This window comes from Henriciella sp. (assembly GCF_029937755.1).
Lineage (GTDB): Bacteria > Pseudomonadota > Alphaproteobacteria > Caulobacterales > Hyphomonadaceae > Henriciella.
The window spans coordinates 1-22,779 of the sequence record NZ_JAPYPG010000008.1 but is presented as its reverse complement, the minus strand read 5'-3'; the positions used below and the strand labels follow the sequence as shown (position 1 = coordinate 22,779).

Below are 22,779 nucleotides of genomic sequence, written 5' to 3'. Positions count from 1 at the left end.
CGCCATGAAGTCGCTTTTCTACAGGCTCCCGCGGCTCAGCATCCTCTTCATTCTCGTCGTCATTGCTGGCGGGATTGGCTCCATCCTGACGCTTGGCCGGCAGGAAGATCCGACCCTTGTCGAACGGTTCGGCTTCGTCCTGACCACCTTGCCGGGCGCCGATGCCGAACGGATCGAGGCGACGGTTACCGACCCGATCGAATCCGCCATCCTGGAATTGCCGGAGGTGGAAGAGGTCCAGTCGGTCTCGCGGTCCAATGTCTCCCAGGTCTCCATCCGGATCGACGAGAATCTTACCGAAGCCGAGGTGGACGATGCCTGGACCCTGGTCCGGGCAAAGGTCGACAGTGCGAGATCCGACCTGCCGTCAGGAACCAGCACGCCGGAGGTCACGCGACAGTATATCGGGGCCTCCACCATGCTGGTCGGGCTTGTCTGGGAAGGGGAGGGCGAGCCGGAACTGGCCGTCATGTCGCGCTATGCGCGCAACCTGTCAGACCGGTTCCAGAACCTTGCCGGCACGGAAGAAACAGAGACGTTCGGCCTGCCGCAGGAAGAAGTGCGGGTGGTCATGGATCCGCAATCCCTTGCCGCCGCAGGGCTGTCCATGGCGGAGGCCGCCCAGCTCATCTCCTCGGCCGATGCCAAGGCGCCAGCCGGGCAGGTGCGTGGCGAACGGTCGAATGTCGGGCTTGAGGTTGGCGGCGCGTTTGACGGCATTGCCCGAATCCGGTCGGTCCCCCTCGTGCAGCGTGATGACGGGACGGCGCTTCGCGTCGGTGACATCGCCGAGGTTCAGAAGGGGATAGAGGACCCGGCCTCGGTGATGAACTTCACCGACAACAAACGCTCGATCCTCGTCGGCGCCTTCATCCAGCCCAATCAGCGTGTCGACAAATGGGCAGAAACCGCGCGTGGCCTGGTGGCTGAGTTCGAAGCGAACTCACCGGATGAGATCGATGTCCGCATCGTTTTCGACCAGAGCCAGTACACGGAAGCCCGGCTTAACGGCCTGGCGCAGAATCTCGGTTTCTCCGCGCTGATCGTCTTCCTTGTCCTGTTTCTTGTCATGGGGTGGCGGGCGGCCTTTGTCGTTGGCTCAGCCCTGCCGCTGACCGTGGCGCTTGTACTGATCCTGTTCAACTTGTTCGGCTACCCGCTTCACCAGATGTCGGTCACAGGCCTCGTCATTTCGCTCGGCCTGCTGATCGACAACTCCATCGTTGTTTTTGACGAGTACGATCAGGAGCGTGCGCGCGGCCATTCCATCATCGATGCGATCGACATCTCCATCGGCAAGCTCTTCGGGCCCCTGTTCGCCTCGACCCTGACGACGGCGCTGGCCTTTGCGCCGATTGCCTTCATGCCGGGGTCTGCGGGCGAGTTCATCGGGATGATCGGGGTGTCGGTGATCTTCTCGGTCTGCACATCCTTCCTGCTCGCCATGACCATCACGCCTTTCATGGCCGGCCGCCTCGACCGCAAGCGCAAGCCGCATGAGAAGAAGAACTGGTTCCGGGACGGCATCTCGATCGATGCGGTGACAGACGGCTATCGCTGGACTGTCGGGGCCGTGTTGCGCTTTCCGCTGCTCGGCATCCTGATCGGTCTCGTGCCCACCGTCGCCGGTTTCGTCCTGGGGGGTAGCCTGCCGCTGCAATTCTTCCCGCAGACAGAGCGCGACCAGTTCCAGGTGGAGATTACGCTGCCGCCGACGGCAACGATCCATGAAGCGCGCCGCGCGAGCGCACGGGCAACAGAGCTGCTCTACTCATACCCCAACGTCGAGCTGGTGAATTTCACGCTCGGGGAGTCCGCACCGCGCGTCTATTACAACGCCTTCAACAACACGCAGGGCGTGCCGGGCTTTGCTGCCGGCTGGGTTCAACTCAAGGACACTCAGTCGACGCGGATCATGGTGCGCGACATCCAGGATTCCCTGCGTCAGGAATTTCCTGAAGCGCAATTCCTCGCCCTGCCTTTCGAGCAGGGCCCGCCGGTTGATGCACCGATCGAATTCTTCATCCGCGGCAACAATCTGCAAACGCTGAACGAGCTTGGAAACGAAACCCGCCAGACCCTCTCCGGTGTGCCGGGCATCACCTATACCCAGGCGAGCCTGCAGCTCGGGGCCCCTGTCATCACCATCCGCGCCGACGAAGCCGCAGCCGCCATGTCTGGCGAACGCCTGGCCCAGCTTGCCAACGATCTGCGGGCTGAACTGGAAGGGGTGCCGGCCGGCTCGATCCTCGAGGGCATCGAGGAAGTGCCGGTGCGTGTCATCGCCCCGCCGGAGCGGCGTTCGCAACTTGCGGACTTGCGCGCCAAGACGATTGGCAATGGGCCAGCGGGCACAGGCGCGCCTATCGCCTCGCTTGGAGAGATCACGCTCGATCCGCAGACCGCCGTTATTACACGGCTCGATGGCAGACGGGTGAACCAGATCTATGGCTTCACCGAACCCTATTCGCTGCCGCCGCCCGTCATGGCGAAATTCCAGGCGGCGCTGGAAGAGTCCGGTTTTGAGGCGCCCCCCGGATACGACATCATCATTGCCGGCGAAGCCGAAACCCGCAGTGAAGCCCTGACCAATCTCGCCTCGCTCGCGGTGCCGCTGATCCTGATCATGGCGGGCGCAGTGGCCCTGGTCTTCAATTCCTTCCGGATGGCGCTGCTTATCCTGCTGACAGGCGGAATGTCGGTCGGGCTCGCCTTTGGCGGCGTGTGGATGTTCAACCTGCCGATGGGCTTCAACGCGATCGTTGGTGCGCTAGGCCTGCTTGGCATCTCGATCAACAGTTCGATCGTGGTCCTGTCGCTGCTGCAGGGGAATGAGGCGGCGCGCCGCGATGATGTGATCGCGCAACGCGAGGTCGTCGTGGCGGCCACCCGGCACATCGTGGCGACAACGCTGACCACCATGGGCGGCTTCGTGCCGATCATTCTGACAGGCGATGTCTTCTGGTTGCCGCTGGCGACGGCGATTGCTGGAGGAGTCGGCGGATCAGCGATCCTCGCACTCTATTTCACGCCAGCGGTCTACCGGATCATGACAATGAAGCCCGTGGTTCGCTCATGGCGGATGATGACCGGACGCGGCTGGCGCCACCCGCACGCCCAGCCCGCTGAGTAGGCAGCGGTCCGGCCTTAGCTGGAAATCCGCAGCTCGCCGGTATCGTTGCCCCAATTGGCCTTCGATTCCACGCCGGGCGTCAGATCCCAGTTTGTCTGGTTCAGCTTCAGCGTATTGACCACGAAGGTAAACTCGCGGGCCCGCCAGATGGAGTTGGCATTGTAGGTCGTGTCGCGGCTGGGGAGGTAGACCAGGCCTTCGATCTGGAAATCTTCGGAATCGTTGAAGATGAAGTTCGATTTGGCGAGACCCGGGGCTTCGAAGAACATGATGTCCTGATATGGCCCGCTGGCAGGCGGGGTGAGCACCGAGGTCACCGCGCTATTGAACTGGATGCCGGAGGATCGGGTGTGGAAGTAGAAGCTCACCCCTTCGCCGTCCCATTCACCGCCATTCACATTCCACTTCGACCCGTTGAGCACATAGAGGCCGGGCAGGAAGGTCACATTGGTATTGTTGTTGAAGTTGATGCCGCCGCAATAGGTGCCGGGATGCAGGGTGACATTGCCGCCATTGAAATTCTTGCTGCCATAGTCGCAATCGCCCGGAGCGACGGCGGGCATGCTGGCGGTAAACGGTTCCTGCTTCGGCTCGCATGAGGTACGCAGATTGTCGATCGGCCCGTAATTGTTCGTGACGCCCGGACCTGCGATGCAGATATCCGAGAAGTAGATGTCGATGTTCGAGTTGAAGACGGCTGCGGCATTGTTCATGGAATTGACCTGGACGGCGCAATCCGGGGCCACGACCTTGGCTTCCGAGTTGAAGGTGAGGGCGTGGTTGGCGCTCTCATCTAGGACCCAGATGCAGGTGTCGCCGATTTCCCTCGGTTCGGTCACTGAGGCGGTCATCGACAGCGGAATGCTGTTGATGCCGAGTACGGAAGCGAATGTGGTGCCGACCTCGGCGGTCGCGGTGCCCTTGTAGACGGTGCCAGCACTTGTCTTGCTGGTGGAAAACCGGGCGCTCGGCTCGAGCTTCGACAATTCGTTGAGGTTCGAGTCGAAATAGGCATTCGCCGCCGTCAGAAAATCATCCTCGCCGGCCTTGGCCGCAGACAGCAGGGTTGCGTCGAGCGTCGCGCGCAGCGCCGATTTCGCATTGGACGTGCGAACCATATCGATCGAGAAACCGACCATGCCGACAACGGGAACGGTCAGCAGGGCAAAGATCATCATCGTCCCGCCGGCCTGACATTGTGCCAGGGCGCGGCCACTGCGTGACAGGACTGAAGACAGACTCGGAACGGACTTTGAGAATATGGGTGACATGGCAGCTCCCCCTGAGTGCTGGAACTCATGGCAAGCTATGGCCGGGCCTCTAATGGGAGGGAAAGGGGAAGTGGGAAATTTCCTTCAAATTCAATTGTTCATGCACAGCGGCGATGTGAGTTCTTAACCGGCTGCTCAACAATTTCGGTAAGGGTAGGCATTCGCATGTTTTTGCGGCCGGAGCCTTTGCGCATGTCCACCGATGACGCCCTGAACCTTTCCGACATCGACCCGCCCGTCTGGCGGGTGCGCGTCAGCGGGGCGGATTACGGTCCCTATACGCTCGGCCAGATGAAGACCTTTGTCCATGAACACCGCGTGAGTGCTAACAGTCTCGTAGCGGAAGGCGAGACCGCGCCGTTTCTTCCCGCAGCTGATCATTCACCTCTTCGGGCCATGTTCGAAACAGCGGGCAAGTCACAAGAGGATGCGGTCGCCGAACCGACCAACTATCTCATCATCGCGAAACTGGCCGGAACAGGGCAGATGCAACTCATCGGTGCGCTTAACCGGCTTGGCCGCTTTGCCGAGGTCATGCCGGGCGTCTGGGCGCTGCGCTCGAAAGCACGTCAGGCGAGGGTGCGCGACCGCTTGCAGGCGACGATCACATCCGGCGATCAGGTGATGATCGCCAATGCAACGACTGGCCGTCTCGCCTGGCTCAACCTCGGCCCCGAGGCGGATGTCCATATCCGCCGTATCTGGGATGCCGAGCTCGACGAGACGGCCTGATTATCAGGCGGGTTCGGCGATTTCTTCAGGTGCAGGCGCTGCCTTGCCGAGGATGAGATCAGCGGCCTTTTCCGCAATCATGATGGTTGGAGCATTCGTATTGCCACCGATCAGGGTCGGCATCACGGAGGCATCCACCACGCGCAGGCCCTCGACGCCGCGAACCTTGAGGTCCCCATCGAGGGGAGCGGCATCGTCAATGCCCATGCGGACCGTGCCGACCGGGTGATAGATCGTTTCCCCGGTCTCGCGAATGAAGGCATCGATCTGCTCGTCTGTCTTCACCTCGGCGCCGGGCATGATCTCATCGCCGCGCATGGGGGAGAAGGCATCCTGCCCGGCAATCTCGCGGCAGATTTTCACGCCCTCGCGCATGGCCCGGCGGTCTTCCTCGGTCGCGAGATAATTCGGGTCGATCAGGGGATGGTCGAACGGATCGGCGCTTGCCAGCGAGACCGTACCCCGGCTTTCCGGGCGAAGCTGGCAGGAGTGGATTGTGAAGCCGTCGGATTTGAACTCCTGGCGGCCATGCTCGACCATGATCGCATTCACATAGTGGAGCTGCAGATCGGGCCGGTCGAGGCCCTCGCGGGATTTCAGGAAGGCGCCCGCCTGAAGGAAGTTGTCCCGGCCGGGGCCTTTCTTGCGCAGCAGGTAATTGAGCCCGACGCCGATCTTCTTCAGCCCCGCCTGCTGGGAATAGGCCGACAATTTCTGAGTCATCTTGTGGACGACGGTGACGTCGAGATGGTCCTGCAGGTTACGTCCGACTTCCGGGCGATCGGCGATGAGCGCAATACCGTGCTGGCGAAGTTCATCGGCCGGGCCGATGCCGGAGAGTTTCAGGATCTGCGGCGACTGGACGGCGCCTGCACAGAGGATGACCTCCTTGCGCGCCCCGATCCGTTCCGGCTCGGCGCCCTTTTTCGGCACGATTTCAACACCGCTTGCCCGGCCACCCCTGAAGGTCACCTTGCTGACAAGGGCCGTGGAGCGCACCGTCAGATTGCTGCGTTCGTCCACGATCGGGCGGAGGAAAGCAAAGGAGGCGCTCCAGCGCTCGCCGTCATTGATGGTGCGCTGGTAGGGGCCCATCCCTTCCTGCTGGGCGCCGTTAAAATCGCTGGTGACGGCATGGCCGGCCTGTTCACCGGCCTTGATAAAGGCGTCGTAGGACACTGAATCGAGGGGGCTTTCTTCCACAGCAAGCGGACCATCCGTGCCATGATGGATGGAGGCATCGCCACGGTAGCCTTCCGAGCGGCGGAAATAGGGAAGCACGTCGCCATAGCCCCAGCCTGTCAGGCCGGACTGGCGCCACTGGTCATAGTCACGGGCATGGCCGCGAATATAGATCATGCCATTGATCGAGGAGGAGCCGCCCCAGCCCTTGCCGCGCGGCCACCAGAGCTTGCGATTGTTCATGTGCTCCTGGGGCGTGGTGTAGAAGCCCCAATTGTGCGGGTTCACATCCTTGATAAGGCTGCCCACACCGGCCGGCATCCGGACCATAAGGCTCTTGTCCTTGCCGCCTGCCTCGATCAGGCAGACAGATACGCCCGGATCGGCACTCAGCCTGTTGGCCAGGACGCAGCCCGCGCTGCCCGCGCCCACAATGACGTAATCATAACTCTCATTCCCTGACATGGCCGCTGCTTCCTCCCCGGATATTCGGCATTTGCATTCGTGACGATAGTGTCAGTTTTGCACAAAGCTTCAACCATTTATGAACAAGCCCGCCATAACGTCGCAGACTGGCGGATCCTCCGAAGCCAGGCCAGGAGCCAAGAATGGAGAGCGACGTGCAGACTCGCTTGAAGCTCAAAGAGCAGGTGTCCCCGCGGTTCGATCTGCGTAAGGACAGGCGGTCCAATGTTCGCGTCGATCTAGCGCTGAACGGCCGTTTTCTTTTTGATGGTGCCGAAGATCACGGCTTGCTGACTCGCAACATTTCCTGTGGCGGCGCGGAAATCGTCGCGCATGTCCAGCCGGAAGTGGATGCGCAGCTGATCTGTTATCTCGATGATCTCGGGCGGCTGGAAGCCGAGGTGGTCCGCCGGACCCCGCAAGGCTTTGCAGTCAGGTTCAAGCTCACACCGCGAAAGCGTGACAAGATCGCAGACCGGCTGACATGGCTGCTCAATTACAAGCAACTCGGGTTGAGTGATGAACGCGAGGCGCCCCGTTACGCCGGAGGCGGCCCTGCGCTTGTGAGCCGCGCAGACGGGCGTGTGCTTCAATGCCGGACGATCGACATCTCTCTTGCCGGCGCCGCTTTCGAGGCCGACGGCCCACCACCCCCTTTGGGCGAGATTGTGACGGTCGGGAACTTGCGAGGAGAAGTCGTGCGCACGCTACGTAATGGCTTCGCGATCCGCTATATTCCCCGGGGTGAAGCGTCCTGAAAATATCGAAAGCGCCTTGATCCGCGCAGGGCGGCTTGCCATTTCAGCCTTCCTGGCGACAAGGAGACCGCCCTCATGGTCGACAATCCGGACATCGGCGCACCGCCGCCGCCATGGAAACGGCTGCGGTTTGAGGCCAAGGCGGCTGCCGCCGACGAGCCGGCGCTTGCCAGCTATATGGACGCCGCGATCCTGTCGCACGACACGATCTGTCAGGCACTGGCCTTTCACCTGGCCGAAAAACTGGCGGGCCCGGAAATGGGCGCCCAGCAGATCCGCCACATCATTGCGACGGTCTATGATCATGAGCACGAGATGGTCGAGGCGGCAGAGCTCGACATGCAGGCTGTCCTCGAACGCGATCCGGCCTGCCGCGGGATGTTGCAGCCCTTCCTCTTCTTCAAGGGCTTCCTTGCGTTGCAGACCCACCGCGTCGCCAACCGGCTCTGGCGCGAGGGGCGGGAAACGCTGGCTTTCCACTTCCAGTCACGTGCCAGCGAACTCTTCGGCGTCGACATCCATCCAGCCGTGAAGATGGGCAAGAGCGTCATGCTCGACCATGCGTCCGGTATCACCATTGGCGAGACCGCTGTGGTGGGGGATGGCTGCTCCATCCTGCAGGGCGTGACGCTTGGCGGTACTGGCAAGGAAGTCGGCGACCGTCATCCGAAGATCGGCAAGGGCGTGCTCGTCTCGGTCGGTGCGAAGGTGCTGGGCAACATTACCATTGGCGACGAGGTCAAGATCGCGGCCGGCAGTGTCGTTCTCAAGGATGTCCCGGCGCGCACGACAGTCGCTGGCGTTCCTGCGAAGGCCGTCGGCGGCGAAGGCAGCCAGCCCGCGCGCAACATGGACCAGACGATCCCCGAGGCAAAATAGTCCCGCCTTGGCTTGGGGCGCGCCTTTCGACTAAGGTCTCCCCGGTCGCAAAAGGGGTATAGCCATGTGGAAACTGCTTGGCGGGTTTACGCTCGTCTCGTCGAAGATCGTCGCGACCTTTTTTATGGTCATCTTCCTGATGCTGCTCGGCTTTGCCTTCTTCCCGGACCAGCTCAACAGGATGCAGGACTTCACCAACTGGATCGAAGGCCAGATCCGCGATCCGAACATGGATGAGCGCGGGAAATTCCTGTTTCGCACACTGGTCAATGAGAACACTATCTTCGGTATTGTCATGACGCTGATCGCCCGGGCGGTGATCGAATTCATCTTCTGGATCTGCGCTGTGCTGTGGCGACTGGTCAATCCGCCGGAAGAGAAGACGCAGGAAGCGCCACCCCAGCCGGTGGCCGATGCCCCGCCCACTTATTACGGCAACTGAGGAATTTTTCCGTCCCGGCATTTAAGCCGCGCATCAATTGCCGTAAGGCCGACCGGAACTGACAGGAGAGATTCATGGAAAAAGAAGAAACACTGCGTCTGGAGTCCTATCTCAAGGAAAAGCTCAATCCCGGTATCCGGCTCGTGGCGCGCACCCAGACTGACGATTCCGTCGAAGTCTATCTTGGTGCGGAATTCATCGCGGTCATCTACAAGGACGTCGATGAAGGCGAGGTGTCCTACCAGTTCCAGATGACGGTTCTTTCGGAAGACATCAGAGGCTAATCGCGCTAGCGTTTGCTTCATGTTGCTACGCGCCGAACGGCTGACAAAGAGCTTCGGCGAAACCCTTGCCGTCGACCGGGTGAGTTTCAGCCTTGCTGCGCATGAGACCATCGCCCTTATCGGTCACTCCGGTTGCGGCAAGACCACGACCCTGAAAATGCTGAACCGCCTGATCGAACCCGACGAGGGTGAGGTTGTTCTGGGGGGTATGAGCGCGTTTGACATGCCCGGCCATGAATGGCGCCGCCGGATCGGCTTTGTCATCCAGCATGCCGGGCTTTTTCCGCACATGACGGTCGGCGAGAACGTGCTCGTTACCCCCGCCTTGCTTGGCTGGGACAAGGCGCGGCAAGCGGAGAAGCTCAACAGCCTGCTGGATATGGTCGGCTTGCCGGCATCCGATTATGCCGGGCGCTACCCGTCCGAGCTCTCGGGCGGCCAGCGTCAGCGCATAGGCCTTGCGCGTGCGCTGGCGGGCGAACCTGAAATCGTCCTCATGGACGAGCCCTTCGCCGCGCTCGACCCGCTGACCAAGGATGGACTGATCGAAGATATAAAACGGCTGAAAAGCGAGCTCGGCTTTGCTTCTGTGCTCGTGACGCATGAATTCTCGGAAGCCTTGCGCCTTGCCGACCGTATTGCCGTGATGGACGCTGGACAAATCGTCCAGATCGGACCGGCAGAAGAGCTGATCCAGTCGCCTGCCGGTCCCATTGTCGAGGAGCTGCTGAAGGCTCCAAAGGCCATGGCTGACAGGATCCGTGGGGCGTTCGGAAAGGGCTGGTCGTGAGCGGGCTGTTTGCAGAGGAATGGGCAGTCTTTCCCGGCCACTATGCCGGGCACCTGAGACTGGCCCTGGGTGCCCTGCTCATGGGGTTGCTCGTCTCGGTCCCGCTCGGCATCCTTGCCGCCCGGCGGCGCAGCCTGGCCGGACCGGCGCTTGCGACGGCAAGCGTTGTGCAGACTATTCCGGGGCTTGCCCTTCTGGCTCTGATGGTCCCGCTGATGGGCGGTATGATCGGCTTCTGGCCGGCCTTTGCGGCGCTGTCTCTCTATTCCATCCTCCCCATTCTCAGAAATACGATTGTTGGCCTGCAGGGCGTTGCGCCGGATGTTCGCGAAGCGGCGCTTGCCGTCGGGATGACCGCCAATCAGCGGCTGCGTCAGGTCGACCTGCCGCTTGCTGCACCGGTCATCGTGGCGGGCCTGCGCACCGCTTCCGCCTGGGTTGTCGGTACCGCAACGCTCTCGACGCCGGTCGGAGCGAGAAGCCTTGGCAATTACATCTTTCAGGGACTGCAGACGCGAAACTGGGCGATGGTGCTGTTTGGCTGCCTGATTTCCGCGGCCCTGGCGCTGGCGCTCGACCAGGTCATCGCGCAGTTCGAGAAATCCGCGCAGAAGCGCTCGCGCCTGCATGCCTTTGCGGGTGTGGCCGGACTGGTTCTTGTCATGCTGCCCGCCCTGACGGTGTTTGCGTCCGGGGCAGGCGGGCAGGGCGGGACATCAGGGGGCGAGGGCCCAGCCGCAGTCGAATCGCTCGAGGGCCAGACCATTGTCGTCGGATCCAAGGGGTTCACCGAGCAATACATCCTGGCTGACCTGCTGAAGCGCACGCTGGAAGCGAAAGGCGCGCGGGTCGAGATCCGGGATGGCCTCGGCACGACGGTCGCCTTCGATGCGCTCGCAAACGGATCGATAGACGTCTATGTTGACTATACCGGCACGATCTGGGCGGCCTTGATGAAGCGCGAAGATCCGGCGCAACGCTCAGCCATGTATGCGAAAGTCACCGCTTGGCTGATGAATGAGCGGGGCGTGCTGGCCGCTGGCAAACTCGGCTTCGAGAATGCCTATGCTTTTGCGACGAGTCCTGAAACGGCGGAAGAGTACGGGCTTGGGACCATTGGTGATCTCTCAGGTCTCGACTTGTCCATTTCCAGCGATCCGGAATTCTTCGGGCGGTCGGAATGGACCCGCACCCGCGATGCCTATGGCCTGCAGTCTCTCCGCACCCGCAGCATGGATTCCGCCTTCATGTACGATGCGGTGAAGGCCGGGGAGGTCGGGTTGATCACGGCTTACACGACCGATGGGCGTATCGATGCCTTTGACCTTGTCCTGCTGGAGGACACGCGCTCTGTTCTGCCGCCGTATGACGCTTTCCTGCTTGTGTCTCCGGAAGCCAGTGAAAACACCGCGCTGCTCAATGCGCTCGAGCCCCTGCAGGGCGCGATCGATACCGCGCTGATGCGGGCTGCGAATTCGAAAGTGGATATTGAGCGCCAGAGTGTCGGTGAAGCGGGCGCGTGGCTTTATGAGCAGGTGCTGGACCCGAGCGAGTAGCAGGCCGGGCGGTTTTGCAGGGCCACGGTGCTTCCTACGTTTCAGAGATGGACAAGATCGACATCAACCGCCTTCTCGAGCGTCTGAACAGGCGAGAGCCCGGCGAATTCTATTTCCCGGACCTCTACGGCTCAGGATGGGACGATCTCTTCATCGGCGACAAGGTGAAGGCAGGCCGGAATTTCATGGAAGCGGTTCGTGCTGGCGAGGTGACCGGCGTGGAAGACACCGGCCGCAAACAGGGTCGCGGCCGGGTCTACAGATGGTCGGGTAATTAGAGAACGTCGAGCATCTGCGCGACGAGCGGATGGCGGACGATGTCCTTGCCTTCCAGGTAGACGACTTCCGCATCTGCTAGGCTTTCGAGCTTCGAGGCTGCCTGCCCAAGGCCGGAGAGTTCCGGCAGGAGGTCGGTTTGCGCCGGGTCGCCGGTCACCGCCATGGTCGAGTGCCAGCCAAGCCGTGTCAGCAGCATCTTCAGCTGCGTATAGGTGCAATTCTGCGCCTCATCGATGACCACGAAGGCGTTATTGAGCGTGCGCCCGCGCATGAAGCCGATCGGGGCAATCTCGATCAGGCCTTCGCCCATCATGTGCTTGAGCTGCTGTGGCGAAAGCCGGTCAGCCAGCGCATCGTAGAGCGGGCGGAGATAGGGGGCGAGCTTGTCTTCCATTGCGCCGGGCAGGAAGCCAATCTGCTCACCGGCCTCGACAGCCGGGCGGGAGAGAATGATGCGCGCGACCTTGCCTTTCTGGAGGGCTTCCACTGCCTTGCAGATGGCCAGATAGGTCTTGCCCGTACCGGCCGGGCCGAGCGCGCAGACCAGCGACTTGGTCTCGAGCGCGTTCATCAGCCGGGCCTGGTTTTCCGAGCGGGGCTTGATGTTTTTCTGGTAGCGCTGGTCGCGGGGTGTGTTGGGGTTACGGATCTTGTCGGCATCGTCTGGATGCCATCCCCCCTGAATGGCATATAGCCGAGCCTCGTTGCGCGATTTTCCTCCCATTTCCTCGAAGAAGCCCATGGCTTCCATTTCTGCAGTGGCTTTCTGACGCTTGGCAGAGGCTCTTTTACCCATGTGTGGATCTCCATTTTGGGTACAAAAAAACCGCCGGGCGAAAGCGCGCGGCGGTGGCGGGAAAACGGGAAGAGGAGGCTTCGGGCCCGGTCATGGGGCCGGGCGGTGTTCCTGGCAGAGACGGTCTTGGGACCATCGGCACTTGCCTCCCGAATCTCTCAACCATTAGAGGATAGCAGGGTTAAGCGTGGATTAACCAGATAATTCCGCTTGCGAAATATTTGTGACAGGGAGAGATTTGAAACATGGCACTTTATGAACTCGATGGCGTCAAACCGGTCACGCCGGACAGCGGAAATTTCTGGGTCGCTGACAATGCGACCGTGCTCGGGCGGGTGATACTCAAGGAAAATGCGAGCGTGTGGTTCAATGCGGTCCTGCGCGGTGACAATGATCCGATCGAGATCGGCGAGAATTCGAACATCCAGGATGGCAGTGTGCTGCACACCGACCACGGCGTGCCGCTGACCATCGGCAAGGATGTCACCGTCGGTCACATGGTTATGCTGCATGGCTGCACGATTGGCGACGAGACGCTGATCGGTATTGGTTCGACCATCCTCAACCGCGCGAAGATCGGCAAGAACTGCATCATCGGGGCGCATTCGCTGATCCCCGAGGGCAAGGAAATCCCGGACAATTCGCTTGTCATGGGCGCGCCCGGCAAGGTCGTGAAGGAGCTCAAGCCTGAACAGGTCCAGCTCATCAAGGGCTCGGCGCAGGTCTATGTCGAAAACTGGAAGCGCTTCAAGAAGGGCCTGAAGCCGATCGCCTAGGGCCTAGTCGTTGCTGGCGACCAGTTTCACGCGTGGTTCAGCCTCGCGGACGTCGGGCGGGAAGATGGCGGTGAGCCGGTGGCGCCACACGGGGCGGCCTTTCAGATGATAGTCGCCGCCCAGCGTCTGGTAGAGGCCGAGCATGCGGGCGCCGCCTTCCATATGGGCAGGCTGCACGAGCGGGGCGAGGATGATCTCGACATCCACGCGTTCGCCCGTCAGGTTTTCCGCGCAGGCCCGCACAATGGCCGGCTTGCGCTCCGACTGGACGGATTTCAGCAGCATGCCAAGCATGTCCCGATCCGGACCTGTCCAGAAACCCAGGAAATTGTAGTCGGCCAACTGGCGGCCGAGACACGTTTCGATCTGGGCGCCGGCGGTGCGAAAGGCCCAGTCATTCGACCCTGCATCCTGTATAACGAACAGCCGCGCAATCAGGTCGGGGTGGTCCCGCGTCTGCGGACCCGGAATCGTGTCGTTCGAGACCGCGTGCATGCGTTGCCACGCCGATAGCAGTGTTTGGCTGTTAGGATGTAGTGTGGTGTCCAGCATTCGGTCGTACTCTTGTTACTTGCATATTCCGTTTTGCCGACGGCCCCTCCGCTGGCGTTCCAGCACCTTCGCAAGCCCCGGGCCAGCTGGCTTCTCCTGTGAGGCGAGACGATCTCCCTTTCCACAAATCATTTTTCCCGGCTCAAGGGAGAAACGGCACGGAAGATGCATCCTGACAGGCGAAGAGCCACGGAGACTTCTCATGCGCGTTTCAACACGGAACATTCTGGCCGCCGGTGCAGGCCTGGCTGCTCTGGCGACAGTGGCCGGTGCGGCCTTTGCAGGTGGCGGCAGTGGCTGCAATACCTGCAACACGCCCCCGCCACCGCCCAGCTACACCCCCAAGGACAATTCGGGCTGCTGCAATCGCGGCAAGAGCCACGGCGTTATCGTGCCGGGCGTGAATATCGCCGGGCCGAACATCTCGATCACCGGCGCCAATGTAAATGTGGGTGGCGGCCGGCTGAACTTCTCAGGCGAGACCTATCTCAATGTCGCGGCAGGTGCCTCGGCTTCCAGTGAGGTCTTTGCCTATGCTGGCGGCGGGGGCGGTTTCTCGGGACCGGCCCCTGTGGCGACGACGTCGATCCAGGGCCTCAATGTCGTGGGCGGCGGGGAGACCTATACCGAGACTGTGACCGAAGAGGTCCCGACCATAGAAGAATACTGTGTGGACGAGATCAGCTATCATACCGTCTATGAAGCAGTGCAGGCCGTGTGCCTTGATGATAGCGGTTCACCGCACCCGGCGTCGCAGGTTCAACCCGGCCAGTCGGTTGCCGGCGATTATCGCGGCGAACTCTTCCGCTGCATGGCCGGCACTCGCATGCAGGTCACGCTTGGTCAGGTGGAAAATGGCGAGCCCAATTTCGATCACGGCCAGACCATGGCATGTGCGAAAGGGGAAGCGCTTGTCCACGGGGCGGGCGGCGACCTCGTCTGCGAGCCGCAGACGCCGCAACGCAATTGTAACGAGCGGTCGCTGCTGCGTCGTTATGGGCCAGGTATCAAAGTCATCAAGACCAAGGCCGCAAAGAAGGTTTGCATCCCGCAACAGCGCACGGTCATGACATCTGTCACGCGTCAAGTCGAACGGGTGAAGGAGAGCAAATCCAAACCGATGGTATTCGATGGCGGCGTAGGCCAGGGCGTCTACTGATCCAGCAAGGGACGACCAAGTCTTTCTTCAGTAACCGAAAACACAAAAAGCCCCTGCCGAAAGGTGGGGGCTTTTCAATGTCTAACGTTGATAGGGATTGTGCCTATTTGCTGTGTGACAACTTATCCGTCTTGCGTAACTGCATGGCTTTGTTACACCTCAACGAGAGTATGTCAAAGACTCGAATAATAACAAAATATACACATTAGGAGACGTGAGAATGAAGTTAGCTCCCAGAGCTGCGAACCCTTTTTGTTCGCTGAAAACCGCCTTGTGCCTCAGTGTCGGCCTGAGTGCCGTCATCGCTGCTGCACCGGCTGCGATCGCTCAGGCCCAGGATGAGGAAGGCCAGGAAACCCAGCGCCGCCTGAACTCTGTCGTCGTCGAGGCGACCCGCCGCGAAGGCGTCACCGTTCAGGACGTTCCCGTTTCGGTAACCGCGTTTGATTCGGCATTGCTGGAAGATTCCGGCGTAACCCGGCTCAACGATATCGAACAGCTCGCCCCGTCTGTGCAGATTTCACAGACCGAGTCGGCGGCATCCGGCACGAGCATTTCCATTCGCGGTGTCGGGACAGGGTCCAACAATCCAGGCTTTGAGCCGGCTGTCGGCGTTGTGATCGATGGTGTCTTCCGCACCAAGACCGGTATCGCGCTTGCTGAAATGCCGGAGCTGCAGAGCCTCGAAGTCCTGCGTGGTCCGCAGGGCACGCTGTTTGGGCGCAACACGTCGGCCGGTGTGGTCTCGATCAACACCGCAAAGCCGCAATTCTCGCCAGAAGGTTACGTGAAGGTCGGCGCCGGCAACTACAACATGTATGATGTCGAGGCGATGGTAACCGGCCCGATCGCCGACAATGTCGCCGCGCGGGTGGATGTGCTTCGTCGCGCGCGTGATGGTTACATCGACGACGTGAATTCCGACCGCGAGTTCAACAATCTCGACCGCTTCCTGATGCGTGGCCAGCTTCTCTTCGAAAAGGACGAGGCCAGCCTGCGCCTGATCGGCGACTTTGCGAAGACCAATGAGGATTGCTGTGTCGGCGTGAACTTCAATCCGGGCCCTCTCGGTGCCGCAGTGAATGCGGGTGCGGGCATGGCCGGCCTGATCGGTATTGCCGATGCTGACCCTGAAGACCTCAAGGTCGCGATTTCGCCCAACCGTGACGTTTCCGACGATGTCGAGGAGTGGGGCGTGTCCGCCGAGTACCGCAACGAATTCTTCGGCGGCGCGAACTTCGTGTCCATCACATCCTATCGTGACTGGGATGCCCTTCGCGACCAGGATATCGACTTCTCCGGTATCGACCGCGCTTATCGCGACGGTACGACCATCGGCGACAAGACCTTCACCCAGGAAGTCCGTCTGCAGGACACCTATGGCATGGTCGACTGGCTCGTCGGTGCCTTCTACATGAACCAGGAGACGACCTATACCGACACGATCCGCGTTGGCACGCAGGCAAATCTCTACACCGACCTTGTCGCCTTCGGCGCGGCCGGCGGCCAGGTGTTTGGCAGCCTCGACCCGACCGGTACGGCCGTTCCGTCCCTGCTCGGCAATATCAATCCGCTGACCGGTACGCCCGTGCCGCCCGGAACGCCGGGATCTGTGCCCTTCTTCATCCCCGGTTTCCAGGATGGGCAAGGCCAGAACAGCGATAACTGGGAGCAGACGACGAATGCCTTCGCTGTTTTCACCCACAATGAGATCGCGCTCACGGACCGTCTTACGGCCACGCTCGGTCTTCGTGGCAACTATGAAGAGAAGGAAGTCCAGTACGATCTCAACGGCACGGTCACGCCGTGCAGTTTCTTCGCTGCCCAGCCCGGCGTCGCCCAGGCCCTTGGCCAGCTGGCGCTGCTCGTCTGTAACCCGGCGATCAATACCGAGTTCAACGGTACGGACACCGGCAGCTTCGACGACACGCAGCTCACCGGTACGGCCAAGCTCGCCTATGAGTTCACGCCGGACTTCATGAGCTATGCGTCCTATTCGCGGGGCTACAAGGCTGGCGGTTACAACCTCGACCGTCAGGGCTTCGACAGTGTCCTGTTCGGGGGTGATGGTGCGCAACCGTCGGATCTTCAGTTCGAGGGTGAGACCGTCGATGCCTACGAACTTGGCTGGAAGGCCAGCTTCCCGGATCTTAGCGCAACCCTGAACGGCGCAATCTTCTATCAGGAAGTTTCCGACTTCCAGGAGAACCTGTTCAGTGGCTCCAACTTCCGGACCTTCAACTCCGATGTTGAAAGCTACGGTCTCGAACTCGACAGTTCCGTTTCGCCGATCGAGGGTCTGACCCTTCAGGCGGGTTACGCCTATACGAAGGCAGAACGGAAAGAGGCGATCCTGGCGCCGGATGGTGTCGGTGGCTTCAGCGAACTTGCCGCTGGCGGTGTCCAGCTGGTCAACGTGCCTGAGCATGTCGTGACGGGGACCGGGACCTATCTGTTCGGGATCACCGATTCCCTTGATGGTCTCTTTCACCTTAATGCGCGCTATAACTCCGAGGCCGCTCTTTCGGAGACTTCGCGTGGCGTGACCGATAATGACGGCTACGTGCTCGTCGGTGCGCGTGCAGGTGTCCAGTCGGCGGATGGCCGCTGGGAGTTCTCCATCTTCGGTGAGAACATCACGGATGAAAACTACAACATGGCTGCCTTTGGCGTGCCGGAGCAGACGGGCACCAATGCCGTCTATCCGGGAATGCCGGCCATGTATGGCGCTGAACTCAAGGTCAATTTCTAGACCTTGCAACACGTCTGAACGGAGAAGCCCCGCCAGCCGGCGGGGCTTTTTCTTTGTCAGGCTTGCGGGCGGTTGCTGGCGCGAAGCGCGAGGCCGGCGAGCAGGAAGCTCAGCACTTCAAACCCGGCGAAGATCCAGCCGCTGGATGTGGCGCTGTCGCCGAGGATGAGCGAGATCAGCCGCGAGAGAGTATACCCGCCCATATACGCCAGTAGAAAATAGAGCGCCGGACGCTGGAAACGGGACGGGTTGATCGCCCCGGCAGCGGTCAGCGTAGCCGCGCCCAGACTGACGCCACCGAAAACACCGCGCATCTCGAACGCCGCACTTGGCCCGCCGACGGTAACGCCGAGCTGGCTTGTCATCCCAATCGGATCGGAAATCGACCACAGGCCGAAGGCAACAAAGAGGATGGCAATCAAAGCAAGGAAAAGTCGTATCAACATGCTGATGGACATAAACCGCAGCCTGCAGAGGTCCAGAGACAAAAAAAGCCCCTGCCGCTTGCGAGGGGGCAGGGGCTTTCCTGGATCGGCAGATCCACAACCGGAGGGCTGACTAATCCCCGGCTGATTGGATGGTGGCCGCGTTACCGATAGCTGTCGCCGATCCTGTGATCGCGTTGCCATAGGTGCTGCTGGCCTGGCCGTAGGCATAGACCTGGCCATTGTTCGTCTGGTTGACCCGGCCGCCGACAGCCGCATCGCTACAATAATTGCAGACGGTCGCTGTGGCGGCGTTGCCGATGGAGGTTGCCGCGACGCTGCCGGTGCCGCCCGTCCATGACTGGCCGCTGAAGCTCGCCTGGCTGCCCACCGTGCCATCATTGGTCTGGTTGGCATACATGACTGTGTCGGAACCGACATTGGAGATGAGCGCGGAGTTGCCGACGCCATAAGCCGAGGAGGTCGCATAGCCCGACCACTGGTCGAGCGTCACCCAGCTCTGGGCGTCCACATCGGCTCCATTGGTCTGCTCGGTCGGCGCGCCTTCCTGGCCGAGCGTGGCATAGCCCCACTCATTGTTGACCGTCGCGGAATTGCCGAAGGCATTGGTCACCGAGCTGACATTCGTGCCGTCCTGCATATAGACATCGGTTGATGCCTGGACGGTCGAGCCGGCGGCTGTCGTCTGACGGGCGCGATTCGTGCTGGTGCTGGTATAGCCGGTGGCCGAGGTCGCATTTGCGCCGGCAGTCGTTGCGAAGCTGGCATAATAACCGTTGATCGCCATGTCGGCATCGGTCTCGGCGCTGACATTGGCGGCGCTCTGCTGGACCTGGTCGGTGTCGCTCTCGCCGAAATTGTTATCGGTGCTTGAGACGTTCGCGATGGCGGTCGTTGCGGCGGCGCCGTCATAGGCACCGGCGAGTTCGACTCTTGTCTGCGCATCGATGCTACCGGCGGCGTTCTGCTGCGCGCGGTAGGTATTGTTGCCGTAATCGGTGCCGCCGGAAGATGCGTTACCATAGGCCGTCGTCGTGGCGAGGGCCGTGCCGGCTGCATAGCCGCGCAGGCCGTTTACGGCAGATGCACTGGCATCGAAGTCCTGCGAAATCTCGCTGGATACGTCACCGGAGATGCGAAGCGCAGCTGCATTGTTACCGACAGCGGTCGAGGTCGAAGCGGCCTGTCCGGTATATGCCGGGACATAGACGTCCATCTCGGCCCAGACATCGTTGAGCTGGACCTGGTCGATCGTACCGGCATTCGGATCGCTGTCCTGGGCTGCCGCCACCGCGCCGGAGACGGCAACGGAAAACGAGGCGAGGAGGGCGATTTTCGAAGTGGACCTGATCATGTCAAACTCCTGTGATGTGGGACGGGCCTGAAGGGCGGCCTAGTTGCGGCCGCGCAGGACGGGGTCGCGCTTGTCGTGCCAGGCGGCGACCTGCTCACGCGAAGGGCCATTATAGTCCTCGAGGGAGCCGCCGAACGGTTCGAAGTCACCGGTCGTGCCATTCGTCGAGATGGCGCCCCTGGTGGCGTCGCAAACATCGCTGGACGGGACGGCATAGAGATTCGCCATCATTTCCAGAACCGCGCGTTCGACGACGGAGCGAATCGCGAGCTGGATTGGCTCCTGCGCGCGTCCCCCCACACCAACGTCGAAAACGTTGCCATTGGCGAAGTCGAAGACACCAAGCGAGATTTCGCGGCCGATGATCTGCTTCTGGTAGGAGATCACGTCGACGACCTCGAGCGATTCGGTATCGACGAGGCGAAGGTCCAGGCCGACATTGATGACGTACATCTTGCCGCCAATGGAGCCCTTGGTGTCCAGTGGATCGAGATCGCCAGCGAAGACATCGGCGCCGATAGAGCGAATATTGTAGTTCAGCTCCGTGATGCCGCCGACGAGGTAGAAGTCGGAGCCCGGAATGGAGCCGGCCGTGATCTTGCGGAAATTGTCCGGCTGCTCGTCGCCGATCAGCTTGTTGTTGGCATATTTCAGCTCAAGCTCGGAAACGGACGTGTCAAAACGTTCGACAAGACGGGCTCCCGACTTTGCGAAAGCGGAGATGGCCATCAGCGAGGCGCCCTGTGTGACGCGGCGGCCACCTTCGAGGTCAGCCTTGCCGGTATAGTCGAGGATGCGACCAACAGCGATCTTCGGAGCGCGGTAGCCGGAGGTCCGGGCATAGTGACCCATGCAGACCAGGCCTTCGGAATAAGGCGTCGGGTTGGGGGTCACCGGAGCGTTGCCGATCGGCTTTGCGTACTGTCCGCTCGGCCCGGCGACCGGGGTCACACAGCCAGCTGCGAGGAAAGCGGCCGAAAGCGCGAAAGCGATAGCGCCGTTACGCTTTGCTTTTTTCTGGGTTGCAAAGGTCTTCATTGGAGGTCGAGCTCCCCATTCAGGACGACGTCCTGGTTGCCATTGTTGATCTGCGTGGAATCGATGATCACCGTGTTGTAGTTGCCGTTGGTGATCACATTGAGCTGGTTGCCGATGGCAGTGCCTGTGCCGATCATGCCGGAAGCGCCGTCAGTCTGACCCCAGCCGGTATAGAGGCTGGTGTCGAGGCCCGTGCCGCCTTCGATCAGGCCGTTGATGATGACGCGGTTGCCATTGGCATCACGTCCACCGCTGGCGGAGTAGGGCTGCTGCTCCTGGCCATAACCAAAGCCATAAGGACGTTCGAACTCCGAGACGCTGGACGCTGCCTGCGCATTGGCCGGAGGCGTAACCGCGACCGCGGTCAGGGCTGCCAGGCCGCCGAGTCCTATAAGAATGTCAGTTCTAAGTTTCATCTGCCGATCCCTTTTGGGGTTGTTGCAGGAGGTGTTTGCAATGCGCATGCCAGATCAGGAGAGCGCGCTGACCCATTTTCGCGCGTATGGGGAACAGGCATCCGCCCCCCGGCTGCGGCTTCAGCAGCCAAGCCGTGCCGGTAATGTTTCGAAACGAGACGGCCTTTGGCCTGTTTTCGCCACGCCTTCGCTCACGCGCACACGTGTGATAGAGTGCCGCAACAATGATAAACAGGGAGGATGTCGATGCTGATTGAGCAGATCCTGAAGACCAAGGGCGGTGAGGTGACCACCATCGATGCCACGAAGACGCTGGCAGAAGCGGCCCGTTTGCTGGATGAAGCCAAGATTGGCGCAGTCGTGGCCGTGAATGGCGACGGGCTTGCCGGCGTGCTCTCCGAAAGGGACATCTTGCGCCAGGTGGCCCGCCACGGCGCGGATGCGCTTCAGATGACTGTCGAAAATTCAATGACGCGTGGCGTGATCACGGCCAACCCGCAGGAGACGATCGACCAGTGCCTCGGGCGGATGACCGATCGCCGGGTCCGGCACCTGCCGGTCATACGTGACGGGAGTTTGGCGGGCATCATCTCCATTGGCGACCTCGTCAAATGGAAGATCGAGGAACACAAGGCAGAGGCCGATGCCATGGCGGAGTACATCAAGGGCGGCTAAAAATCCCCGCTCAGGCGACATTTCCGCTTGCCAAAGACCCCGAACAGATTCTATATGGTCGTTTCCATCTGAAACGCCTCTGTCTGCACGGGGCCGACAAGTATCGGCTCGGTAAGGCAGCGTTTTGCGCGTAAATTGTGGGATAGGGCCTTTGTGCCATTGTTCTGCAAGGAAGTGCAGAAGGGTTGTTGACGGAGGGCAGGGCGGCGAATAGAAGCCGCACTCCTTCTGGAGAGACCCACCGGAAAAACGGGGTTTATAACAAACCTCGCCGATCCGGTTTGTGCTTTTAAAACTGCGGTTTCGGGGCTTCTGCCCAAGAGCTGCAGGGAAGTGCAGAAGGGTTGTTGACGGGACAGAGCGTGGCCCATAAAAGCCGCCTCTTCTTGGAAACGACCCGCCAGAGCGAAGGGATCTTAAGTGTCCCGGAGTGACGGTTTGCGCTTCTATATTCTGCGGTATTTTCGGCTTCCCGCCGGCTGCTGCAGAAGGTGCAGAAAAGGGTGTTGACGAAGATCGGACGGCCTCATATATGCCGCCCCTCTTCTGAGACGCTCACCTGGTTGAGAGAGTGCCTTGAGGCACTATTCGAAAGCCCGGTTCTGCGCTGAAAATTGCAGGTTTCGCGGTTCGCTGCGATGTTCTGCAGAAAGCGCAAAAAAGGGTGTTGACGAGGAAAACGGTGGCCCATATAAGCCGCCACTTCCGACGCGGGGCACACGGTTCCGCTGACGAGATTTTAAGGGCTCCGGCCCGGCTGTTTGACATCGCAGGAATTAGGAAGAGAAACGCAGGCGGCATGAATTGCTTGCGGAGCCTCAGGCTCCACGACGATCATGACGAATGCGTTTCAAGGAAATACCTTTTCATAATGTGTCCGGTTTCGGCCGGTCAGTTTGTGATTAGGGTTTCCCGTCAAAACGCAAATTGCAATCAGCAATTCCTGTCCGGTTTTCCCCGGACAGATTTTCGTCAGAGATCGGACACTCAACCTGAGAGTTTGATTCTGGCTCAGAACGAACGCTGGCGGCAGGCTTAACACAT

At 60.8% G+C, this 22,779-nt stretch carries 21 protein-coding genes; 13 read left to right on the top strand and 8 right to left on the bottom strand.

Annotated elements, in window-relative coordinates:
- Positions 1 to 4 precede the first annotated feature (4 nt).
- Positions 5 to 3,133 (top strand): efflux RND transporter permease subunit, encoded by a 3,129-nt coding sequence (locus Q1K29_RS15185; protein ID WP_300395931.1) that lies wholly within the window; start codon positions 5 to 7, stop codon positions 3,131 to 3,133.
- 14 nt (positions 3,134 to 3,147) lie between these two features.
- Here the strand turns inward: Q1K29_RS15185 and Q1K29_RS15180 are convergent, their stop codons facing one another.
- Positions 3,148 to 4,404 carry a TadE/TadG family type IV pilus assembly protein gene (locus Q1K29_RS15180; protein ID WP_300395930.1) on the bottom strand — a complete coding sequence of 419 codons (1,257 nt, stop codon included), beginning with the start codon at positions 4,402 to 4,404 and terminating at the stop codon, positions 3,148 to 3,150.
- A gap of 192 nt (positions 4,405 to 4,596) precedes the next feature.
- Between Q1K29_RS15180 and Q1K29_RS15175 the strand changes: the two genes are divergently transcribed.
- Positions 4,597 to 5,136: a hypothetical protein gene (locus tag Q1K29_RS15175; protein WP_300395929.1), complete on the top strand. Its 540-nt coding sequence runs from the start codon at positions 4,597 to 4,599 to the stop codon at positions 5,134 to 5,136.
- A 3-nt stretch (positions 5,137 to 5,139) separates the two neighbouring features.
- Here Q1K29_RS15175 and Q1K29_RS15170 read toward each other — a convergent pair whose 3' ends face one another.
- A complete protein-coding gene (locus Q1K29_RS15170) occupies positions 5,140 to 6,783 on the bottom strand; it encodes a choline dehydrogenase (protein WP_300395928.1) in 1,644 nt (547 codons plus the stop codon).
- Positions 6,784 to 6,938: 155 nt separating this feature from the next.
- Here Q1K29_RS15170 and Q1K29_RS15165 point away from each other — a divergent pair, with 155 nt between their 5' ends.
- The 7 genes from Q1K29_RS15165 to Q1K29_RS15135 all read left to right on the top strand — a co-directional run bounded on the left by Q1K29_RS15165 (position 6,939) and on the right by Q1K29_RS15135 (position 11,770).
- Complete coding sequence (locus tag Q1K29_RS15165; RefSeq protein ID WP_300395927.1) at positions 6,939 to 7,541, top strand: PilZ domain-containing protein; 603 nt, start codon at positions 6,939 to 6,941, stop codon at positions 7,539 to 7,541.
- 75 nt (positions 7,542 to 7,616) lie between these two features.
- Positions 7,617 to 8,420 carry a serine O-acetyltransferase gene (gene cysE / locus Q1K29_RS15160; protein ID WP_300395926.1) on the top strand — a complete coding sequence of 268 codons (804 nt, stop codon included), beginning with the start codon at positions 7,617 to 7,619 and terminating at the stop codon, positions 8,418 to 8,420.
- Positions 8,421 to 8,484: 64 nt separating this feature from the next.
- Positions 8,485 to 8,862 (top strand): hypothetical protein, encoded by a 378-nt coding sequence (locus Q1K29_RS15155; RefSeq protein WP_300395925.1) that lies wholly within the window; start codon positions 8,485 to 8,487, stop codon positions 8,860 to 8,862.
- 74 nt (positions 8,863 to 8,936) lie between these two features.
- The gene (locus Q1K29_RS15150) at positions 8,937 to 9,146 is read left to right on the top strand and encodes a DUF3126 family protein (RefSeq protein ID WP_300395924.1); all 210 of its coding nucleotides are present in this window, start codon (positions 8,937 to 8,939) and stop codon (positions 9,144 to 9,146) included.
- Between the two features lie 19 nt (positions 9,147 to 9,165).
- Positions 9,166 to 9,936, top strand: coding sequence for an ABC transporter ATP-binding protein (locus Q1K29_RS15145; RefSeq protein WP_300395923.1), 771 nt, complete (start codon positions 9,166 to 9,168; stop codon positions 9,934 to 9,936).
- Positions 9,933 to 11,492 (top strand): ABC transporter permease/substrate-binding protein, encoded by a 1,560-nt coding sequence (locus tag Q1K29_RS15140; protein WP_300395922.1) that lies wholly within the window; start codon positions 9,933 to 9,935, stop codon positions 11,490 to 11,492. The genes Q1K29_RS15145 and Q1K29_RS15140 overlap by 4 nt, the downstream gene beginning before the upstream one ends.
- A gap of 47 nt (positions 11,493 to 11,539) precedes the next feature.
- Positions 11,540 to 11,770 carry a DUF1413 domain-containing protein gene (locus Q1K29_RS15135; protein WP_300395921.1) on the top strand — a complete coding sequence of 77 codons (231 nt, stop codon included), beginning with the start codon at positions 11,540 to 11,542 and terminating at the stop codon, positions 11,768 to 11,770.
- On the opposite strand, the gene Q1K29_RS15130 is transcribed toward Q1K29_RS15135, so the two are convergent.
- Complete coding sequence (locus Q1K29_RS15130; protein WP_300395920.1) at positions 11,767 to 12,567, bottom strand: PhoH family protein; 801 nt, start codon at positions 12,565 to 12,567, stop codon at positions 11,767 to 11,769. The two genes, Q1K29_RS15135 and Q1K29_RS15130, sit on opposite strands and share 4 nt — an antisense overlap.
- A 245-nt stretch (positions 12,568 to 12,812) precedes the next feature.
- Here Q1K29_RS15130 and Q1K29_RS15125 point away from each other — a divergent pair, with 245 nt between their 5' ends.
- Positions 12,813 to 13,343, top strand: a complete 531-nt coding sequence (locus Q1K29_RS15125) for a gamma carbonic anhydrase family protein (RefSeq protein WP_300395919.1) — start codon at positions 12,813 to 12,815, stop codon at positions 13,341 to 13,343.
- 3 nt (positions 13,344 to 13,346) lie between these two features.
- Here the strand turns inward: Q1K29_RS15125 and Q1K29_RS15120 are convergent, their stop codons facing one another.
- Positions 13,347 to 13,895: a PAS domain-containing protein gene (locus Q1K29_RS15120; RefSeq protein WP_300395918.1), complete on the bottom strand. Its 549-nt coding sequence runs from the start codon at positions 13,893 to 13,895 to the stop codon at positions 13,347 to 13,349.
- A gap of 202 nt (positions 13,896 to 14,097) precedes the next feature.
- On the opposite strand from Q1K29_RS15120, the gene Q1K29_RS15115 reads away from it, so the two are divergent.
- Positions 14,098 to 15,054, top strand: a complete 957-nt coding sequence (locus Q1K29_RS15115; protein WP_300395917.1) for a hypothetical protein — start codon at positions 14,098 to 14,100, stop codon at positions 15,052 to 15,054.
- A 220-nt stretch (positions 15,055 to 15,274) separates the two neighbouring features.
- Positions 15,275 to 17,806, top strand: a complete 2,532-nt coding sequence (locus Q1K29_RS15110) for a TonB-dependent receptor (protein ID WP_300395916.1) — start codon at positions 15,275 to 15,277, stop codon at positions 17,804 to 17,806.
- Positions 17,807 to 17,862: 56 nt separating this feature from the next.
- Here Q1K29_RS15110 and Q1K29_RS15105 read toward each other — a convergent pair whose 3' ends face one another.
- From Q1K29_RS15105 to hfaA, 4 genes are all read right to left on the bottom strand, one after another.
- Positions 17,863 to 18,264: a DUF4345 family protein gene (locus Q1K29_RS15105; RefSeq protein ID WP_300395915.1), complete on the bottom strand. Its 402-nt coding sequence runs from the start codon at positions 18,262 to 18,264 to the stop codon at positions 17,863 to 17,865.
- 100 nt (positions 18,265 to 18,364) lie between these two features.
- On the bottom strand, positions 18,365 to 19,606 hold the full coding sequence (gene hfaD / locus Q1K29_RS15100; protein ID WP_300395914.1) for a holdfast anchor protein HfaD: 1,242 nt from the start codon (positions 19,604 to 19,606) through the stop codon (positions 18,365 to 18,367).
- A gap of 39 nt (positions 19,607 to 19,645) precedes the next feature.
- Positions 19,646 to 20,644 (bottom strand): holdfast anchoring protein HfaB, encoded by a 999-nt coding sequence (gene hfaB, locus Q1K29_RS15095; RefSeq protein WP_300395913.1) that lies wholly within the window; start codon positions 20,642 to 20,644, stop codon positions 19,646 to 19,648.
- On the bottom strand, positions 20,641 to 21,060 hold the full coding sequence (gene hfaA, locus Q1K29_RS15090; RefSeq protein ID WP_300395912.1) for a holdfast anchoring protein HfaA: 420 nt from the start codon (positions 21,058 to 21,060) through the stop codon (positions 20,641 to 20,643). Before hfaA ends, hfaB begins: the two co-directional genes overlap by 4 nt.
- A 246-nt stretch (positions 21,061 to 21,306) precedes the next feature.
- Between hfaA and Q1K29_RS15085 the strand changes: the two genes are divergently transcribed.
- Positions 21,307 to 21,735, top strand: coding sequence for a CBS domain-containing protein (locus Q1K29_RS15085; protein WP_300395911.1), 429 nt, complete (start codon positions 21,307 to 21,309; stop codon positions 21,733 to 21,735).
- Positions 21,736 to 22,779 lie beyond the last annotated feature (1,044 nt).

Excerpts from the sequence above, each read along its gene's own strand:
- hfaA (WP_300395912.1), bottom strand. The coding sequence starts at position 21,060 with ATGAAACTTAGAACTGACATTCTTATAGGACTCGGCGGCCTGGCAGCC.
- Q1K29_RS15175 (WP_300395929.1), top strand. The coding sequence starts at position 4,597 with ATGTCCACCGATGACGCCCTGAACCTTTCCGACATCGACCCGCCCGTC.
- hfaB (WP_300395913.1), bottom strand. The coding sequence starts at position 20,644 with ATGAAGACCTTTGCAACCCAGAAAAAAGCAAAGCGTAACGGCGCTATC.
- Q1K29_RS15145 (WP_300395923.1), top strand. The coding sequence starts at position 9,166 with ATGTTGCTACGCGCCGAACGGCTGACAAAGAGCTTCGGCGAAACCCTT.
- Q1K29_RS15105 (WP_300395915.1), bottom strand. The coding sequence starts at position 18,264 with ATGTCCATCAGCATGTTGATACGACTTTTCCTTGCTTTGATTGCCATC.
- hfaD (WP_300395914.1), bottom strand. The coding sequence starts at position 19,606 with ATGATCAGGTCCACTTCGAAAATCGCCCTCCTCGCCTCGTTTTCCGTT.
- Q1K29_RS15120 (WP_300395918.1), bottom strand. The coding sequence starts at position 13,895 with ATGCTGGACACCACACTACATCCTAACAGCCAAACACTGCTATCGGCG.
- Q1K29_RS15110 (WP_300395916.1), top strand. The coding sequence starts at position 15,275 with ATGAAGTTAGCTCCCAGAGCTGCGAACCCTTTTTGTTCGCTGAAAACC.
- Q1K29_RS15155 (WP_300395925.1), top strand. The coding sequence starts at position 8,485 with ATGTGGAAACTGCTTGGCGGGTTTACGCTCGTCTCGTCGAAGATCGTC.
- Q1K29_RS15180 (WP_300395930.1), bottom strand. The coding sequence starts at position 4,404 with ATGTCACCCATATTCTCAAAGTCCGTTCCGAGTCTGTCTTCAGTCCTG.
- Q1K29_RS15085 (WP_300395911.1), top strand. The coding sequence starts at position 21,307 with ATGCTGATTGAGCAGATCCTGAAGACCAAGGGCGGTGAGGTGACCACC.
- Q1K29_RS15135 (WP_300395921.1), top strand. The coding sequence starts at position 11,540 with ATGGACAAGATCGACATCAACCGCCTTCTCGAGCGTCTGAACAGGCGA.
- Q1K29_RS15185 (WP_300395931.1), top strand. The coding sequence starts at position 5 with ATGAAGTCGCTTTTCTACAGGCTCCCGCGGCTCAGCATCCTCTTCATT.
- Q1K29_RS15130 (WP_300395920.1), bottom strand. The coding sequence starts at position 12,567 with ATGGGTAAAAGAGCCTCTGCCAAGCGTCAGAAAGCCACTGCAGAAATG.
- cysE (WP_300395926.1), top strand. The coding sequence starts at position 7,617 with ATGGTCGACAATCCGGACATCGGCGCACCGCCGCCGCCATGGAAACGG.
- Q1K29_RS15170 (WP_300395928.1), bottom strand. The coding sequence starts at position 6,783 with ATGTCAGGGAATGAGAGTTATGATTACGTCATTGTGGGCGCGGGCAGC.
- Q1K29_RS15125 (WP_300395919.1), top strand. The coding sequence starts at position 12,813 with ATGGCACTTTATGAACTCGATGGCGTCAAACCGGTCACGCCGGACAGC.
- Q1K29_RS15150 (WP_300395924.1), top strand. The coding sequence starts at position 8,937 with ATGGAAAAAGAAGAAACACTGCGTCTGGAGTCCTATCTCAAGGAAAAG.
- Q1K29_RS15115 (WP_300395917.1), top strand. The coding sequence starts at position 14,098 with ATGCGCGTTTCAACACGGAACATTCTGGCCGCCGGTGCAGGCCTGGCT.